16 protein-coding genes are annotated in these 17332 nt (G+C 68.0%); 11 read left to right on the forward strand and 5 right to left on the reverse strand.

The window, feature by feature from the left end; genetic code table 11:
• The first annotated feature begins 513 nt into the window (after positions 1-513).
• Entirely contained in the window at positions 514-1950 is a 1437-nt protein-coding gene (gene glnA, locus ON33_RS09370) for a type I glutamate--ammonia ligase (protein ID WP_040857536.1), read from the forward strand.
• Here the strand turns inward: glnA and helR are convergent.
• Positions 1935-4106, reverse strand: a complete 2172-nt coding sequence (gene helR, locus ON33_RS09375; protein WP_040857537.1) for an RNA polymerase recycling motor ATPase HelR — start codon at positions 4104-4106, stop codon at positions 1935-1937. The genes glnA and helR overlap by 16 nt on opposite strands.
• Positions 4107-4928: 822 nt before the next feature.
• Between helR and ON33_RS43960 the strand changes: the two genes are divergently transcribed.
• The 3 genes from ON33_RS43960 to ON33_RS09390 all read left to right on the forward strand — a co-directional run bounded on the left by ON33_RS43960 (position 4929) and on the right by ON33_RS09390 (position 7579).
• A complete protein-coding gene (locus ON33_RS43960) occupies positions 4929-5060 on the forward strand; it encodes a hypothetical protein (protein ID WP_281033201.1) in 132 nt (43 codons plus the stop codon).
• A 673-nt stretch (positions 5061-5733) separates the two neighbouring features.
• The gene (locus ON33_RS09385) at positions 5734-7170 is read left to right on the forward strand and encodes a hypothetical protein (RefSeq protein ID WP_040857414.1); all 1437 of its coding nucleotides are present in this window, start codon (positions 5734-5736) and stop codon (positions 7168-7170) included.
• 46 nt (positions 7171-7216) lie between these two features.
• The gene (locus ON33_RS09390; RefSeq protein WP_040857416.1) at positions 7217-7579 is read left to right on the forward strand and encodes an ArsC/Spx/MgsR family protein; all 363 of its coding nucleotides are present in this window, start codon (positions 7217-7219) and stop codon (positions 7577-7579) included.
• Between the two features lie 3 nt (positions 7580-7582).
• Here the strand turns inward: ON33_RS09390 and ON33_RS09395 are convergent, their stop codons facing one another.
• Positions 7583-8038: a nitroreductase family deazaflavin-dependent oxidoreductase gene (locus ON33_RS09395; protein ID WP_040857417.1), complete on the reverse strand. Its 456-nt coding sequence runs from the start codon at positions 8036-8038 to the stop codon at positions 7583-7585.
• A gap of 128 nt (positions 8039-8166) precedes the next feature.
• Here ON33_RS09395 and ON33_RS09400 point away from each other — a divergent pair, with 128 nt between their 5' ends.
• Positions 8167-8856 carry a TetR/AcrR family transcriptional regulator gene (locus ON33_RS09400; protein ID WP_040857419.1) on the forward strand — a complete coding sequence of 230 codons (690 nt, stop codon included), beginning with the start codon at positions 8167-8169 and terminating at the stop codon, positions 8854-8856.
• 18 nt (positions 8857-8874) lie between these two features.
• On the opposite strand, the gene ON33_RS09405 is transcribed toward ON33_RS09400, so the two are convergent.
• Both ON33_RS09405 and ON33_RS09410 read right to left on the reverse strand, forming a co-directional pair.
• Complete coding sequence (locus ON33_RS09405) at positions 8875-9225, reverse strand: DUF4873 domain-containing protein (RefSeq protein WP_083868758.1); 351 nt, start codon at positions 9223-9225, stop codon at positions 8875-8877.
• Entirely contained in the window at positions 9222-10142 is a 921-nt protein-coding gene (locus ON33_RS09410; RefSeq protein ID WP_040857420.1) for an AurF N-oxygenase family protein, read from the reverse strand. The genes ON33_RS09405 and ON33_RS09410 overlap by 4 nt, the downstream gene beginning before the upstream one ends.
• 94 nt (positions 10143-10236) lie before the next feature.
• Here ON33_RS09410 and ON33_RS09415 point away from each other — a divergent pair, with 94 nt between their 5' ends.
• Complete coding sequence (locus ON33_RS09415) at positions 10237-10968, forward strand: TetR/AcrR family transcriptional regulator (protein WP_245550428.1); 732 nt, start codon at positions 10237-10239, stop codon at positions 10966-10968.
• A 13-nt stretch (positions 10969-10981) separates the two neighbouring features.
• Here the strand turns inward: ON33_RS09415 and ON33_RS09420 are convergent, their stop codons facing one another.
• Positions 10982-12196, reverse strand: coding sequence for a DUF418 domain-containing protein (locus tag ON33_RS09420; protein ID WP_083868778.1), 1215 nt, complete (start codon positions 12194-12196; stop codon positions 10982-10984).
• A 132-nt stretch (positions 12197-12328) separates the two neighbouring features.
• Between ON33_RS09420 and dop the strand changes: the two genes are divergently transcribed.
• From dop to pafA, 5 genes are all read left to right on the forward strand, one after another.
• Positions 12329-13828, forward strand: coding sequence for a depupylase/deamidase Dop (gene dop, locus ON33_RS09425; protein WP_040857422.1), 1500 nt, complete (start codon positions 12329-12331; stop codon positions 13826-13828).
• A 194-nt stretch (positions 13829-14022) separates the two neighbouring features.
• Positions 14023-14217: a ubiquitin-like protein Pup gene (locus ON33_RS09430; RefSeq protein WP_040857423.1), complete on the forward strand. Its 195-nt coding sequence runs from the start codon at positions 14023-14025 to the stop codon at positions 14215-14217.
• Positions 14214-15074 carry a proteasome subunit beta gene (gene prcB, locus ON33_RS09435; RefSeq protein WP_040857424.1) on the forward strand — a complete coding sequence of 287 codons (861 nt, stop codon included), beginning with the start codon at positions 14214-14216 and terminating at the stop codon, positions 15072-15074. The genes ON33_RS09430 and prcB overlap by 4 nt, the downstream gene beginning before the upstream one ends.
• The gene (gene prcA, locus ON33_RS09440; RefSeq protein ID WP_040857426.1) at positions 15071-15841 is read left to right on the forward strand and encodes a proteasome subunit alpha; all 771 of its coding nucleotides are present in this window, start codon (positions 15071-15073) and stop codon (positions 15839-15841) included. The genes prcB and prcA overlap by 4 nt, the downstream gene beginning before the upstream one ends.
• A gap of 202 nt (positions 15842-16043) precedes the next feature.
• Positions 16044-17332 (forward strand): Pup--protein ligase (gene pafA / locus ON33_RS09445; RefSeq protein WP_218001390.1); only part of this gene is annotated, 1289 nt, incomplete at its 3' end.

The raw sequence follows: 17332 nt of genomic DNA on the forward strand, positions 1-17332 counted from the left end.
CACGGCCGGGGCGGGCAGGGACCGCTCGGTCACCTGGTGCCGTTCGGCGCAGGCGGCGGCCGGTTCGGGGTCCAGTCAGATGAGCGCGGTGTTGCAGGCGCGGCCCTCGCCGATGCCACCACCGTGCCCGCCGGCGGGATGTTCTCGGTGTCCCCGCAACCGGTGTCGAACTCACGACCTACCTCTGTATCGAATGTCGTCGGGGCTGCGGCGCCTCGGGGCTGTACCAGCAGACCGCACAACGGGCCGGGCAGACCAGTGGCCATGGAGAAGACCTGGGAGGACGGGTTTGTGCACAGTGACACAAGCGGGGGAGGGGAAGGCCGATGTCGCCGGGAGCCGGCCCTCCAGGACCGGCGTGGTGCCCGGAAAGTGACGAATGATCTTGTAACACAACCTCATTCGAGTCCATCCCAGGGTGGCCGCGACGTATCGTGTTAGCACGAGCAGGACCGCCGGACCCCGACCGGGCCGTCCGATCGGGTAGGCGTGCGCGGCCACGAGGAGCGAGCGGTGATCACCCCTACCGTCAACGGAGTACAGGACTACATCGACGCCGAGGAAGTCGAATACATCGACATCCGGTTCTGCGACGTCCCCGGCATCCAGCAGCATTTCTCGATCCCGGCGAGCATGTTCGGTGCGGATCTGGTCGAGAACGGCCTCGCCTTCGACGGTTCGTCGGTGCGCGGATTCCAGGCTATCCACGAGTCCGACATGCTGCTCCTCCCGGATCTGCGCACCGCGAAACTGGATTCGTTCCGCGCCGCCAAGACGCTCAATGTCAGCTGCTTCGTCCACGACCCGCACACCCGCGCCGCGTACAGCCGGGATCCGCGCAATGTGGCCCGCAAGGCCGAGGAATACCTGCGCTCCACCGGTATTGCCGACACCGCCTATTTCGGGCCCGAGGCCGAGTTCTACATCTTCGACTCGGTGCGCTACGACACCGCCATGAACGGGGCCTTCTACGAGGTGGATTCGTCGTCGGCGGACTGGAACACCGGCCGCAAGATCAATCCCGACGGCACCCCGAACCGCGGCTACAAGATCCGGCCCAAGGGCGGCTACTTCCCGGTCGCGCCGTATGACGCGGACGTGGATCTGCGCGACCGCATGTGCACTCATCTGCAGCACGCCGGATTCGACTTGGAGAAGGGGCATCACGAGGTCGGCACCGCCGGGCAGGCGGAGATCAACTACCGGTTCAACACCCTGCTGGCGGCCGCCGACGATCTGATGCTCTACAAGTACATCATCAAGAACGCCGCCTGGGAGTCCGGCAAGACCGTCACGTTCATGCCGAAACCGCTGTTCGGCGACAACGGATCCGGCATGCACGTGCACCAATCCCTGTGGAGGGACGGCTCGCCGCTGTTCTACGACGAGGCCGGTTACGCGGGCCTGTCGGATCTGGCCCGCCACTATATCGGCGGCCTGCTGCACCACGCGCCCTCACTGCTGGCCTTCACCAACCCGACGGTGAACTCCTACAAGCGCCTGGTGCCCGGATTCGAGGCGCCGGTCAACCTGGTCTACAGCCAGCGCAATCGCTCTGCAGCCGTCCGCATTCCGGTGACCGGCACCAGCGCCGCCGCCAAACGCCTCGAATTCCGCTGCCCGGACTCCTCCGGCAACCCGTACCTGTCCTTCGCCGCCATGATGATGGCCGGCCTCGACGGCATCACCAACAAGATCGAGCCCGCCCTCCCCGTCGACAAGGACCTCTATGAGCTCACCCCCGAGGAGAGCGCCGAGGTCACTCAGACCCCCGGCAGCCTCGCCCAGGTCATCGACCGCCTCGAAGCCGACCACGACTACCTCACCCAGGGCGGCGTTTTCACCGAAGACCTCATCGACACCTGGATCCGCCTCAAGCGCGACACCGAAATCGCCGAGATCGACATCCGCCCCCACCCCTACGAATTCGAGCTCTACTTCGACGTGTAGAGACCGGCGAGGGGCTGGGGTAGCGGGGCCTCGTGCAGGACGCCGAGGCGCTGGGTGGCGCGGGTGAGGGCGACGTAGAGTTCGGCCGCGCCGCGGGGGCCGTCGGCGAGGATGTGGTCGGGCTCCACGACCAGGACGGCGTCGAATTCGAGGCCCTTGGTCTCCGAGGCGGGGACCGTGCCGGGCATGCCGGGCGGGCCGATCACGATGCTGGTGCCTTCGCGGCCCGCCTCGTCGCGGACGAAATCCGCGATGGCCGAAGGCATCTCGGCGACGGTAAGTTGCCGTGACCACGGCTGGACGCCGCACGAGCGGACCGACTCCGGCGGTGTCACGTCGGGGGCGAAATCGGCGAGGACGGCGGCGGCCACCGCCATGATCTCCGCGGGGGTGCGGTAGTTCACGGTCAGCGAGCGGTAGACCCAGCGGCCGGGGACGTAGGGGTCCAGCATGGCGTCCCAGGACGTCGCGCCCGCGGCGGAACGGCGTTGCGCGAGATCGCCGACGACGGTGAAGGAATGGCTGGGGCAGCGGCGCATGAGCACCCGCCAGTCCATCGCCGAGAGCTCCTGGGCCTCGTCGACCACGATGTGACGGTAGGTCCAATCTCGGTCGGCGGCAGCGCGTTCGGCGAGTTCGCGGGTGTCGCGTTCCAGGAAGCGCTCGGCCAGGTCCTCGCCGTAGAGCAGGTCGGTGGCGAACAGGTGGTCCTCGTCGTCCATGTGGTCGGCGCGGCTCACCAGCAGGTCGAGGACGCCTTCGGCATAGGCGGCCTGCGCTTTTCGCTCCCGCTCGGCCGCGGCCTCCTCGGCCGAGGTGTCGCGGCCCAGCAGATCGACCAGCTCGTCGAGCAGCGGGATGTCGGACACCGTCCACGCCTGGCCGTCCTCGCGCCACAGCGCCTCGGCGGCGCCCGCCGCACGCAGGCGGTCGGTGGACGAAAGCAAATCTGCCAGTAGCGTTTCCGGTGTCAGCGTGGGCCACAGCTCGTCCATCAGCGCCGTGAAGCCGTCGTGCTCGGCGAGCTCGGTGCGCAGGTCCGCGCGCATGTTCTCCCACGCCTCGCGGTCGTCGCGGGTCAGCCAGCCGTCGCCGATCCGCTTGCTGGCGCGCTCGGTGAGCGCCCAGGTGAGGACTTCGAGGAAGGTCGCGCGAGCCTGGTTGTGCGGCAACCCGCTACCGCGCGCCTCCTCCCGCGCCCAGTCCGCGATATCCGCGCCGATCCGCATCGTCACATCGGACAGCTCGATCGTCACCGGCTCCTCCGGCACCCGCTGCCGGTCGGCGATCGCCGCCTTCAGCACGTCCAGGATCCGCAGCGATCCTTTGAGCCGCACCGCTTCCGGCTCGTCCTCGGCGGTGCTGCTCAGCCCGGGCATGAGATCACCGGTGGTCGTGAACACCACGTTCGTCTCGCCCAGCGACGGCAGCACCCGCCCGATGTGCCTCAGGAAGGCCGTATTCGGCCCCACCACCAGCACGCCGTTGCGTTCCATCTGCTCCCGCTGCGTGTACAGCAGGTACGCGACCCGGTGCAGCGCCACCACGGTCTTGCCGGTGCCCGGCCCGCCCTCGATCACCAGCACGCCCGGGTGATCGAGCCGGATGATCCGATCCTGTTCGGCCTGAATGGTCGCCACGATGTCGCGCATGCCCTCGCCGCGGGGCGCGTTCACCGCCGCCAGCAGGGCCGCGTCCCCGCGCTCCCCGTCACCCGGATGCCCGAAGACCTCGTCGGTGAAGTCGGCCACCAACCGCCCGCGCGCGTGGAATTGGCGGCGGCGCCGCATGTTCTCCGGGCTCGCGGCGGTCGCGATATAGAACGCCTGCGACGCCGGCGCCCGCCAATCCAGCAGCAGCGGTTCGAATTCGTCGGCCTCGTCGAAGATCCCGATGCGCCCGATATAGGAGTGCTCGCCGGTCACACTGTCCAGCCGCCCGAAACACAGCCCGTTGTCGGCGACATCGAGGCGCTTGACCTCCTTGCCCAGCGCCCGCACCTCGGCGTCCCGCTCCACCAGCGTGGAGCCGCGCGAACGCAGCGTCTCCCCGTAGCGGCCCTTCACCCGGGCCCGCTCTGCATCGAGTCGCGCGTACAGCCCCGCCACATACTCCTGCTCCGCGAGCAGTTCCTTCTCGTACTCCAGATCCGACATCAGCACACACCTTCCCGCCCAGTCCGATCCCCGCTGCCCGCCCGCGCCTATCCGCGCAGGTTGCAGCCCTCGGCCAGCGATTGTGCGCCAACACCGGGGCCTTGCCGCAAGCCCCCCACCGCGTTATATGGTGAAAGGGGAGAGGACGGCGATTCTCCCCATTCCTTCGTCCCCCGCACGCTCGAGAGGTCCAAGGTGACCTCGTCGGCGAAGATGCCCGAGAAGGCATCCCCGCCGCGAATGTCGATGAATCAGAACAGGCGGGTGGTGGCCTCGATGATGCCGGTGCGCAGCTGAGCGGTGGCGGTCATGTCGAATCTCCTACTGCGCAATGGAATACGTGATGCGGGGGAGTGCGGATCGGCGAACTATCCACCGGCAGTGCGGAATTCGCCGATTTCTGGCGTGTCGGCGACGTCGAGCACCGTGCGGCGGCGGCAAACTGATCCGCCACGCCCACTCCAGCGACCTGTCCTGCTCGTACGAGAACCTCGAACTCCCCGGCGCCCCCCCGCCGGCGCATCTCACCTTCACCCCGATTCCGGCGTCCCTCCCCGCTTTGTAGGGGCCCATCGGGGGATCCGTGACGCTCCCTCGTCGGTGTCGCGGCCCGCTGTGCGGCAATCGCGCCAATATTTCCTACTTCAATTGACAAACAATGGCCATGGCCCAGCGGGGGGTTGAAATCGGCGAAGGACCCGCCACGCGGGTGAGCCTGTCCCTACCCGAAGGGACGGCCGAGGCGATCCGCCGTCGGGTCGGCAAGCGTGAGTCTTCCGCATTCGTCACGTCGGCTGTTGAACGTGAGCTGCGCTGCGCGGGTTGCTGCTGGACGAATACCTGGCCGACTACGAGCGCCGCCACGGTGAGCTGCCGGAGATCGACCGTCGGCACGCCTTCGATCGCTTCGAGCAGGCGCTCGCGGATGAGTGGGCATGGCCGGACGAAAGGTAAAGGGGGCGGCGCGATCGCGACCCTCGCAGCAAGGGACCGTCGTGCTCGACTGTGCGGGGCTTTCGGGGTTGCCGGCCGAGGATCGGGCGATAGCCGCCCTTGTCGCAGAAGCTCGCAGGCGCCGGATGGAAGTGGTGAGCAGCGCGCTGACGATTATCGAATCCACGCGCGATTGTCTTGGTTGCTGTCCATCATTCGTGGAGGCAGTCGACGATGGCTGCGCTCGCGCTGCGTCCGAACTGCTACTGACCACTTGTGTGCACGGTCACCAATACACCAGGGACGCCGCTGTAGCCGAGATGGCGCCGCGACAGCCGCCGCCAGTGGTCCTGATGATCTCGGATCCGCAGGACATGCGGACTCTGTGTGGAGATGCGGTTCGGGTCATTCCCCTGTGAGGGAGTCCGACGCGCCGAGTTCGGTTGCGACGCGGGCTGGCGTGTTGTCGTTAGATTGGGGTCCGGACGGATCGGCCGCGACGCGAGAGTGGCCCGCAGGGAGGCGGGTTCGCGGAGGGGTGCGGGAATACCGTTGTGACACAACGTGCCACGCGAATGACAACGCGTGGTCATGTGGGGTGGAGTCAAACTATGACCTTGACCTCACTGGCCACGCGCGGTGGTGGCGCGGTCATACGATCCGGGGCTGACATATGCGGGAAGGCGAGTAGGCCATGGATCGAAATGCGTTCGTCGAGGTGATGAACGAGGCGAGCGGCATGTTGGACTCCGGCCGGGCCGACGAGGCGCTGGCCCGTTTGTCGGCGTTCGACGACGGGCTCGACATGGCGCCCGATCCCAAGGAGTACGGCTGGATCGTCTCCTACCGCTTCCGCTCGGCCTTCGCCGCGGGCGATTACGCGCAGGCCCTGCACCTGGCCGAACACGGCCCGGCCCGCTACCCGGCCGACATCCCGCCCGCCACCCTGGCCACCATGTACTCGATGGCTGTCGAGGCCGCCACCCAGCAGGGCCTGCCCGACAACGCCGTCGTCATGGCCGACCGCTGCATCGACCTGCGGCGCGCCCACGGCGAACACTCCGAAGTGCTGATGGCCGCCATGACCGCGTGCACGCTGCTCGGCGATATCGAAAGACATGATCTGGCAAGCAGATATGCGCAGCTGCTCATCATCGAGGGTGTCGGTCACGATGATTACCGCGGTTACGGCTACTACGCGCTGTGCGCCGCCATCGAACAGGGCGTCGGCGGCCACCTCGTCGACACGCTGCGCGCCGGGCGGGAATGGCTGGAGAGCCAGGACAACGAATTCGCCCGGGTGGCACTGGAATACCTGCAAAGCGCGCCCAGCCTGCAGGAACCGCTCTCGGTCAACCTCGATCTGAATGATCCGCTGGGCAACGGAGTGCCGCTGCCGGATCCGGGCGCACTGCACCCCGATCCTGGCCTGCCGCCTATGAATCCGGGCGTGTCGCTGCCGGATCCGGCAGCCCCCGACGCCATGCAGACCCAGTTCCTGCGCGTCGGCGACGGCGTGCCGCAGGCGGTCACCGGTCCGGCCCAGCCGCCCGCCGCGCAGCTCGCCGGCGGCGAGACCGCCGACGCCCTGATGGACGCCAACCGGCCCGGCATCGCCGCCGCGGCCTACCGGGCGCTCATCGACGACGCCCTCTCCACCGGCCACCCGGATCCGCTCATCATGGGCAAGTCCACGCTGGGCCTGCTCACCGCGCTCATTTTCGACAACCGGGTGGGCGAGGCGCACGCGGTGTGGATCGACGAGCAGGGGCCGACCTACCTCGGCATCTGGTCGCTCGAGAACGGCCAGACCTCGGTCCACGACGCCATCGCCTACAACCTGGTCGCCGCCTTCCTGCACTCGCTGAGCACCGGCGACCCCAATGCCGCCAACCACGCCGTCGACAGCCTCATGGCGCGAAACGTGGAGTGGGCCTACGAGAACGACCAGCAGGCCGTCCCCGCCATGATCAACACCTGGCGGCGCCACCTCTACGAGATTCACGGCGGCGAGCCCGCCCCCGAATACCGCTGGCAGCTGACCCAGGCCGAACAGCGCTGGGGCGCGCCCGTTCCCGAGGGCGGCCTGTACTGGATGCGCCCCTACCGCTGGGTCGTCGACTGGGTCTGACATGCCGGTGCCGAATGGACCGGCGGCCGCCGCCTAGGCTGAGCCCATGGCAGCAACCGAGATCTGGCACAACCCGAAGTGCTCCAAGAGCCGTACCGCCAAGGCGGTGCTCGACGAGACCGGCACCGACTACGTCGAGCGCCGCTACCTCGACAACCCGCCCTCCGACGCCGAAATCCGCGCCGCCCTGACCAAACTCGGCCTCGAACCGTGGGACATCACCCGCACCGCCGAGCCCGAGGCCAAGGAACTGGGCGTCTCGGCGTGGGGCCGGACCCCCGCCGACCGCGACCGCTGGATCGAGGCGCTGGCCACGCATCCGCGACTGATTCAGCGCCCCATCGTCTTCACCGCTGACGGCCGCGCCTACCTGGCCCGCGACGAGGAGTCCCTCGACGAACTGCGCTGAGCCTCAGGCCAGGGCGAAAACGGGGAAACCCGGGGCGATGTCGGCCAATTCGGCGTCGGTGGCGTCCTTGGTGACACCCTCGAAGAAACGGCCGACCTCCCAGCCCCAGCGGTCGAGGTAGGCGCGCAGCACCGGAATCTTGTCCGTGTCGGGGAGCTCGGTGGCGGTGAAGGTCTCGGCCTTGCGGCCCAGGCGCAGTTCGCCGGTGCCGGCGACGCGCAGATTGCGGACCCACTGGGTGTGGCCGCGCGGTGCGACCAGGTAGCGGGCGCCATCGTCGGTGGTCAGGACATTGACCATGGTGGTGCGCCATTCGCCCGACTTGCGGCCGCGCACCGCCAGCAGGCGGGAGCCGGCGACGCTGATACCGAGCTTGGGCAGCAGGTTGAACAAGCGGTTCATGTAGGGGTCCAGGCCCTTCGGGCCGAGGTAGCGGGTGGCGGCGGTGTGGGCGTCCATGGTGCTCTTCCTTCTCGTTGCGAGAGCGGTGCTCTCTGTTGAGATCAGTGTGCGCTCCGGCTCTTCGGAATGTCAAGAGCAGTGCTCTTGAAACTTGTCGGTGATCCGATTCGTGGCACACTGTCGGAATGAGCGTGCCCCGAACCGCCCGCGCCCGGGCCCGAGCCGAGATCACCCGCGAGATCACCGACGCCGCGCGCCGGCAGCTCGCCGAATCCGGCGCGCCCGCGCTCTCGCTGCGGGCCATCGCCCGGGAGCTCGGCATGGTGTCCTCGGCGCTGTACCGGTACTTCCCGAGTCGCGACGAGCTGCTGACCACGCTGATCATCGAGGCCTACGACGCCCTGGGCGACACCGCCGAGCGCGCGGTCGCCACCGAGACCGCCCCCCGCGCCCAATGGCGGGCCCTGTCGAATGCCGTGCGGGACTGGGCGATCGCGCACCCGCACGAATACGCGCTGGTGTACGGATCGCCGGTGCCGGGCTATCGCGCCCCGCAGACCACGGTCGGACCCGCGTCGCGCACACCCCTGGCGGCACTCGGCATCGTGCACCGAGCCTGGCAATCCGGCACCCTGGCCACGCCCGCGGACACCCTCACCCCCGAACTCGAGACCCAGTCCGCGCTGATCTCGGCATTCCTGAACTCCGGCATGCCCGAGGCGGCGGTCGCACGCGCCATGGTGGGCCTGACCCAGCTGTTCGGCGTGGTGACGTTCGAGCTGTTCGGCCAGCTGGACAACACGATGGACCCGGCCGGGCCGTTCTTCGCCTACTCGGTCGAGACCATGGCCGATCTCATCGGGATCACCGAGTAGCGTTCGAAACCCGGTGCGCTACAGCGGAAACGGTGGCGGGCCGATCCCGGCGATGCGCAGATTCCCCCACGGATCGCGCTCCTGGAGGACGCCTGGCGCGGGCGCACCGCCCGGCACGGTGAGGAACACCTGCCCGTGGCCGGGGTCGGGCAGTTCGGTCCCCTCGGTGGCGGAAATCCGTCCGTGCCAATGGAATTGGCCGTCGATCGGATCGAGCTGCCCGGTCAACGCCACCTGAACCGCCACCTCCGTGCCGGGGGCGTCCAGCAGGGCGGGTCCCGAATAGTCCGGCGCCGCTTCGGGTTCGGCGAATTCGGGGAGCGGGCCGACCGGCGTGGGGGAGTCGCGCCGGGCCCGCCGGAACCTCACAGCAGTCCTCGCCGCCGCCAGATCCGCTTGCCGATCGGCCCGATCAGGCCCTGCTTGTCCAGGAACACGCCGAGATTCGCCGCGCCCAGGCCCAGCGTCCGCCGCGAATGCGGGTTGGCGCGCGCCAGCTTGCGGGCCGCCCGCCCGTCCGCGATGCCCGCGCGGGCGTACATGTGCCAGTTCGTCATCAAGTAGACGAACAGTGGAGCGGCCACCGCGACGCACAGTCGCGTGTAGTGTGATTCGGCCTTGGACATGGTCGGCACCCGGTGCGCCAGGGCGTCGCGCGCGAAACCGATGTGCCGCGCCTCCTCGGTGACGTGAATCCGCATGGCCCGCGCCACCAGTGGCTGCAACTGCGGATCATCGAGTGTGCGGCGCTGCAGGGCGTCGAAGATCTCCTCGCCGACCAGCGCGCCCACCCACACCATCGAGCCTCGCAAGAACAGTTGCAGGGCGCTGATCGTCCAGCGCTCCCACCGATTCGGCCAGTACGGCCGTGTGCCGATCCGGTCGATGAGCTTGCCGAACATCATCATGTGCCGGCATTCGTCGCCGATCTCGGTGAGCGTGTAGTGCGCGTGCCGCGAGGTCGGATCGCCGGCCATGAGCTCGCGCAACAGCAGCCGGTTGAGCAGGTTCTCGAACCAGATGCCGACCGACAGCACATTGGCCAGCTCCTCGCGGGAGAGCTCGCGGCGCTGTTCGGGCGTCATCGCCTCCCACAGCGGGGTGCCGTAGAGCGAGACCACCTCGGGCGGCAGGAAGAGCTTGTCCGGATCCAGCGGGGCGTCCCAGTCCATGTCGACGACCGGGTCGTAGGACTTCTTGACCGATCCGGTCAGCAAGCGCTGGGCGAAGACCTCGCGCGGAGACAGTGCGGCGGCCGCGGCGATGGAGACTGCGTTCTCGCCCATGACAGCTCCCGACTCGTTACTGATACAGGCTGTTACACTGAGATTAGTGCTACAAACTGTCTCAGTCAATGCTGAGGTGAGTATCGTGAGGCCCGTGACCGGCATTCGACGCAAACCCGCGCAGTCGCCCCTGCGGGACCGAGACCGGGCCGCGGACGGCCGCAGCACTCGCTGGGACGGCCACAAGGCCCAGCGCCGCGCCGACATGCTCGACACCGCGCTGGCCGTCATCGAGGAGAACGGCACCGAGATCTCCGTCCAGCAGATCGCCGACCGCCTGCAGGTCCCACGCCCGGTCGTCTACCGGCACTTCGACGGCCGCGCCGACCTCGACGACGCCATCCGCCGCCACATCCTGGAATCCCTGACAGCGGAAGTGCTTCCGCGCCTGCACTCCGACGGGACGGTCCGCGATCTCGTGCGCGGCGCGGTCGGCACCTACGTCGGCTGGGTCGAACGCCACCCCAACCTGCACCGCTTTCTCGCCGCCGCCGACCCGCACAGCGCGGCCGGCACCGCCCTGGCCGGCGCCCGCGACCGCATCGGCGGCCAGCTGGCGGACCTGTTCGCCGACGGCCTCGAACGCTTCGGCATCGACCGGAATCGCGCCCGCCCCATGGCTTTCGGCATCGTCGGCTTCGTCGACGGCGTGGTCAACAGCTGGCGCGCCGCCCCCACCCTGTCCTCGGAGCACGTCGAGGGCATCCTCACCGAATCCGTCCTGGCCCTGCTCGAGGGCAATGCCCGCAGCCTGGACGTCCCGCTCACCCGCGACACCGTGGTGAGCGACCTGCTGTCCCGCGCACAGGCCGCGCGGGTGCCGTGACCAGCACCACCGGTCAGCGCCCGGTGAGGACGCGATAGCAGATGTTCCACAGCCATTCGACCGGTCCCCGGTCGAAGCGGCGCAGCCAGGCGTGCGCGAACACCAGCATGAACGCGCAGACCAGCACGTAGATCCCGACGGTGACCGGCACCCGCGCGTTGGCCGACACCAGGCTCGCCAGCCCCAGGCCCCAGCCGTAGCAGAGGAATCCCGACACCAGGTTCTGCAGGATGTAGCAGCTCAACGCCATTCGGCCGACCTCGGCGAAGCGGCGCGCGACGAACCCCGGCGCCGGATGGTGGGCGTAGAACTCCGCGACCAAGGCCAGGATGCCCAGTGCGACCAGCGGTGCGGTGCCGTAGCGGGTCACCAGGATGAGGTCGCCGCCGGCCATGCCCAGGACGAGATCGATCGGCGCCGCTACCGCGAACCCGATCACCATGAGACGCTTGCGGATTCGCGCACCCTCGGGCTGGAACACCCCGGCCCGGAACAGCCGCGCGCCCACCAGGAACAGCGCGATCGACATCGGGAAGATGAAGATCGGCTCCAGCCGGAACACCAGCGCGTGCTCCCAGCGGAAGGCCACCAGATCCCAGAACGACCCGTCCGCATACGGATTCGGGTCCAGCGGGCGGTGCCCGCCGCCGTCCCCGCCGGAACCCAGCATGATCGCCACGGCGATCAGCGACAACATCGCGAGGTGGATGCTCGCCGCCACGATCAGCCAACGTCGCTGTGCCTTCGGTCCCGTCGCCAGGATGAACGCCACCGCCAGCCCGGTGACCGCGTACCCCATCAGCACGTCGAACTCGGCGACGAAGAAGAAGTTGAGCAGCCCGTCCAGGAACAGCAGTCCCGCCCGCACCGGGTAGCCGCCCGGCCAGGCCCGCCCGCCGCGCACCGCCGATCGCTGCTGGATGGCCAGCCCGATGCCGAAGATGATGGTCAGCAGTCCCAGGAACTTCCCCTGCGCAAGTTGCTGCAGCAACCGCTCGGTCCACAACCAGGCGCCGTGCGGTTCGTCACTGCGCGCGATATAGCCGAGTAGCCCTTCGGCATTGGTGAAGATCCAGATATTCGTGCCCAGCGTCCCCAGGATGGCGATGCCACGCAGCACGTCCAGTGCGGCCAGACGCCCCGAACGCGGCTGTGCCGAAACGGGATTCGGGTCCTCGGCCGGAACGGGCGCGAGCGCCGGGGGTGGGGGAGACGCCGAATCGACCATGCCGGTCATTGTGCCGTCGCCCCAGCTCGGCGCGGATCGCCCGCGAGAACGACCCGGCCTACGACCAGCGAATGACCCCAACCCGGACAGTCCACCCGCGTCCGGGCGTGCCTTTCGCCTAGGCTCGATCGCATGCAGCGCATCATCGGAATCGAGGTCGAGTACGGCATTTCGACGCCTACCGAGCCGTCGGCCAACCCGATTCTCACATCCACCCAGGCGGTGCTCGCCTACGCCGCAGCCGAGGGCGTGCCGCGCGCCAAGCGCACACGCTGGGATTACGAGGTGGAATCGCCGTTGCGCGACGCGCGCGGCTTCGATCTCGGCCGGCTCAACGGGCCCGCGCCGGTGATCGACGCCGACGAGGTCGGCGCGGCCAACATGATCCTCACCAACGGAGCCCGCCTCTACGTCGACCACGCCCATCCGGAGTACTCCGCCCCCGAGGTCACCGACCCGCTGGACGCGGTCATCTGGGACAAGGCCGGTGAGCGTGTCATGGAGGCCGCCGCCCGCTACGCCTCCAGTGTCCCCGGCGCCCCGCGCATGCAGCTGTACAAGAACAATGTCGACGGCAAGGGCGCCTCCTACGGCACCCACGAGAACTACCTCATGAGCCGCGAGACCCCGTTCAACCAGATCATCCTGGGCCTGACCCCGTTCTTCGCCTCCCGTCAGGTGGTGTGCGGTTCCGGCCGCGTCGGCATCGGACAGTCCGGTGACCAGCCCGGCTTCCAGCTGTCGCAGCGCGCGGACTACATCGAGGTCGAGGTCGGCCTGGAGACCACGCTCAAGCGCGGCATCATCAACACCCGCGACGAGCCGCACGCCGACGCGGACAAGTACCGCCGCCTGCACGTCATCATCGGCGACGCCAACCTCGCCGAATGGTCCACCTACCTCAAGGTCGGCACCACCGCCCTGGTGCTGGACCTGATCGAGGCCGGCGAGGACCTCTCGGATCTGCAGCTGGCCCGCCCGGTCACCGCCGTGCACACCATCAGCCACGACCCGACTCTGCGTGCCGCCGTTGCCCTTTCGGACGGCCGTGAACTGACCGGCCTTGCGCTGCAACGCATCTACCTCGACCGGGTCGAGAAGTTCATGGACCGCACCGGAAGCGACGACGAGCGCACCAAGGACGTCATCGAGAAGTGGGCCCACGTCCTCGACCTGCTCGAGCGCGACCCCCTCGAAACCGCCGATCTGCTCGACTGGACCGCCAAATTGCGGCTGCTCGAAGGCATGCGCAACCGCGAGGGCCTGTCCTGGGCCGCGCCCAAGCTGCACCTGGTCGACCTGCAGTACTCGGACGTGCGCCTGGACAAGGGCCTCTACAACCGCCTGGTGGCCCGTGGCTCCATGCAGCGCCTGGTCTCCGAGCAGCAGGTCACCGACGCCATGACCAATCCGCCGACCGACACCCGCGCCTACTTCCGCGGCGAGTGCCTGCGCCGCTTCGGCGCGGATATCGCGGCGGCGAGCTGGGATTCGGTCATCTTCGACCTGGGCGGCGACTCCCTGGTCCGCATCCCGACCCTGGAACCGCGCCGCGGCACCAAGTCCCACGTCGGCAAACTCCTGGACGGCGTCCACACCGCCTCGGAGCTGGTGCAGCAGCTGACGCACTAGTAGTCCCCCCGAAGGGGTACGCGAATCGAACCGCGTACCCCTTTTCCATGTCCATGACATGGCCGAGAGGAGATCGCGGAGACAGCACAATGCCGCTTAATCCGGCATGTTGTCCGCTCCGCTGGGTAGTGTTGGGGGACGAGCATCGGATCTTCTCCGGTGCTCGCCGATGATCACAGAGGAGGTCGGCTGCTATGGCACAAGAGCAGACCAAGCGCGCCGGTGGCGGCGACGAGGACGAGGGCCCGATCGGCGACGGTGGGGCGGGACAGGAGCGTCGCGAGAAGCTGGCGGAGGAAACCGACGACCTGCTCGACGAGATCGACGACGTGCTCGAGGAGAACGCGGAGGACTTCGTCCGCGCATACGTGCAGAAGGGCGGCCAGTGACCCAAGGTGACCCCCTGCGGCTCCAGTTGGGGTTCGCCCAATCCTCTTTCTCCGAGTACCTGCGTTTGCACGCCCCGGAACTGTTGCCCGGCAACGGAATCCGATCCGACGGCACCAACCCGAATCCGGGTGTGCCGTCGGATATCGCTCCGCACGGCACCACCATCGTCGCGGTCAGCTACCGCGGCGGTGTGCTGATCGCCGGCGATCGCCGCGCCACCCAGGGCAACCTGCTGGCCAGCCGTGACATCGAGAAGGTGTACATCACCGACACCTACTCCGCGGCCGGCATCGCCGGCACCGCGGGCATGGCGATCGAGATGATCCGCCTGTTCGCGGTGGAACTGGAGTACTACGAGAAGATCGAGGGCGTACCCCTCACCTTCGACGGCAAGTCCAACAAGCTGTCGAAGATGGTGCGTGACAACCTCCCCGCGGCCCTGCAGGGACTCGCGGTGGTGCCGCTGCTGGTCGGCTACGACCCGGACGCGCCGGACCCGGACAAGTCCGGGCGCATCGTGTCCTACGACGTCGTCGGCGGCCGCAGCGAAGAGCGCTTCGGATACACCGCGGTGGGGTCGGGTTCACTGTTCGCCAAGTCGTCGCTGAAGAAGACCTACACGCGCGGTATCGATCAGGACCGGGCGTTGCGGATCGCGATCGAATCGCTCTTCGACGCCGCCGACGACGACACCGCCACCGGCGGGCCCGACACCATGCGCAACATCTACCCGACGGCCATCGTGATCGACGCCGAGGGTTCCGAGGAAGTGACCGAGGAGCGCCTCAAGGAGATCACCCGGGTCATGGTGGAGGAGCGGGCCGCGCTGGCGGCAGAGGGGATCGGCGAAGCATGACACTGCCGTATTACGCGTCGGCCGAACAGATCATGCGCGACAAGACCGAACTTGCGCGCAAGGGCATCGCACGGGGCCGCAGTGTCGTGGTGCTGGTGTACGACAAGGGTGTGGTGTTCGTGGCCGAGAACCCCTCGGCCACCCTCCACAAGATCAGTGAGCTGTACGACCGGGTGGGTTTCGCCGCGGTCGGAAAGTACAACGAGTTCGAGGCGCTGCGCCGCGGGGGCATCCTGCAGGCGGATCTGCGCGGCTACCAGTTCGACCGCCGCGACGTGACCGGCCGGTTCCTGGCCAACCTGTACGCGCAGAGCCTCGGCACCATCTTCACCGACCAGCTCAAGCCCTACGAGGTGGAGATCTGCGTCGCGGAGGTGGGTTATCCGGAGCAGTCCTCGAACTCGGTGCTCTACCGCATCAACTTCGATGGATCCATCGTCGACGAGCGGGAATTCGTGGTGATGGGCGGCAACACCGAGCCGATCACCACCGCCCTCAAGAATTCCTACCAGCCGGGCATGGACCTGCATTCGGCCATCGCCACGGCGGTGGCCGCGCTGCAGAAGGCTATCCCCGAAGGCGACAAGGACAAGCAGCGCTCCATGGGTTCCGGCTCGCTCGAGGTGGCAACCCTGGAGCAGTCCCGGCCGCGGCGGGCGTTCCGCCGCATCCAGGGCGCGGCGCTGCAGGAGTTGGTGACCGGCGAGGCGCCGACCGCGAAGGCGGCCGCCGAGGCCGAGAAGCCGTCGAGCGGGGACCCGTCATAGGGCCCGCGCCGGTGTAGGCAAATCCCGCTATTCGGGATAAGGCTCCTTTGCACTCTCAATAGCAGAGTGCAAAGGAGCCTTGCTTTTTCGCAGGGTAGAGCGCGTGCCACGTTGCATCCCGTGCTAAATCGTTGTGAATACGTTTGCATCAGCTGTCCGACAAGCCCGTTACCGGCGACAACTCCGCTGTAATGTCGATAGGGTGCAGCGACGAATCATGGGGATCGAGACCGAATTCGGGGTGACGTGCACGTTCCACGGTCACCGTCGGTTGAGTCCTGACGAGGTGGCCCGGTATCTCTTCCGCCGGGTAGTTTCCTGGGGCCGTAGCTCGAACGTGTTCCTTCGTAATGGTGCCCGGCTCTACCTCGATGTCGGTTCCCATCCGGAGTACGCCACGGCCGAATGTGACAGCCTGGTGCAGTTGGTCACCCACGACCGCGCCGGCGAGCGGGTCCTGGAGGATCTGCTCATAGACGCCGAGCAGCGGCTCGCGGAGGAGGGTATCGGCGGCGATATCTACCTGTTCAAGAACAACACCGACTCGGCGGGCAACTCCTACGGCTGCCACGAGAATTTCCTCGTGGTCCGCGCCGGCGAGTTCTCCCGCATCTCGGACGTGCTGTTGCCGTTCCTGGTTACCCGCCAGCTGATCTGTGGCGCCGGCAAGGTGCTGCAGACCCCGAAGGCGGCCACCTTCTGCCTGTCGCAGCGGGCCGAGCACATCTGGGAGGGCGTCTCCTCGGCGACCACCCGCTCGCGGCCGATCATCAACACCCGCGACGAGCCGCACGCCGATGCCGAGAAGTACCGGCGCCTGCACGTGATCGTGGGCGACTCGAACATGGCCGAGACCACCACCATGCTCAAGGTGGGCACGGCCTCGCTGGTGCTCGAGATGATCGAGGCGGGTGTCGCGTTCCGAGACTTCGCTCTGGACAACCCGATTCGCGCCATCCGCGAGGTGTCGCACGACCTCACCGGGCGCCGTCCGGTGCGGCTCGCGGGCGGCCGGCAGGCGAGCGCGCTCGACATCCAGCGCGAGTACTACGCCCGCGCCGTCGAGCACCTGCGCAACCGCGACCGCGACCCGCAGGTCGACGCCGTGGTGGATCTGTGGGGCCGCACCCTGGATGCCATCGAGGCGCAGGACTTCGCCAAGGTGGACACCGAGATCGACTGGATCATCAAGCGCAAGCTGTTCCAGCGCTACCAGGACCGCTACAACATGGAGCTGTCCGATCCCAAGATCGCCCAGCTCGATCTGGCCTACCACGACATCAAGCGCGGACGCGGCGTCTTCGACCTGCTCGCCCGCAAGGGTCTGGCCAAGCGGATCACCGAGGACGAGGCGGTCGACGCGGCGGTCACCACGCCGCCGCAGACCACCCGCGCCAAGCTACGCGGCGATTTCATCACCGCCGCGCAGGAGGCGGGCCGCGACTTCACCGTCGACTGGGTTCACCTCAAGCTCAATGATCAGGCCCAGCG

Source organism: Nocardia niigatensis NBRC 100131 (assembly GCF_000308655.1).
GTDB lineage: Bacteria > Actinomycetota > Actinomycetes > Mycobacteriales > Mycobacteriaceae > Nocardia > Nocardia niigatensis.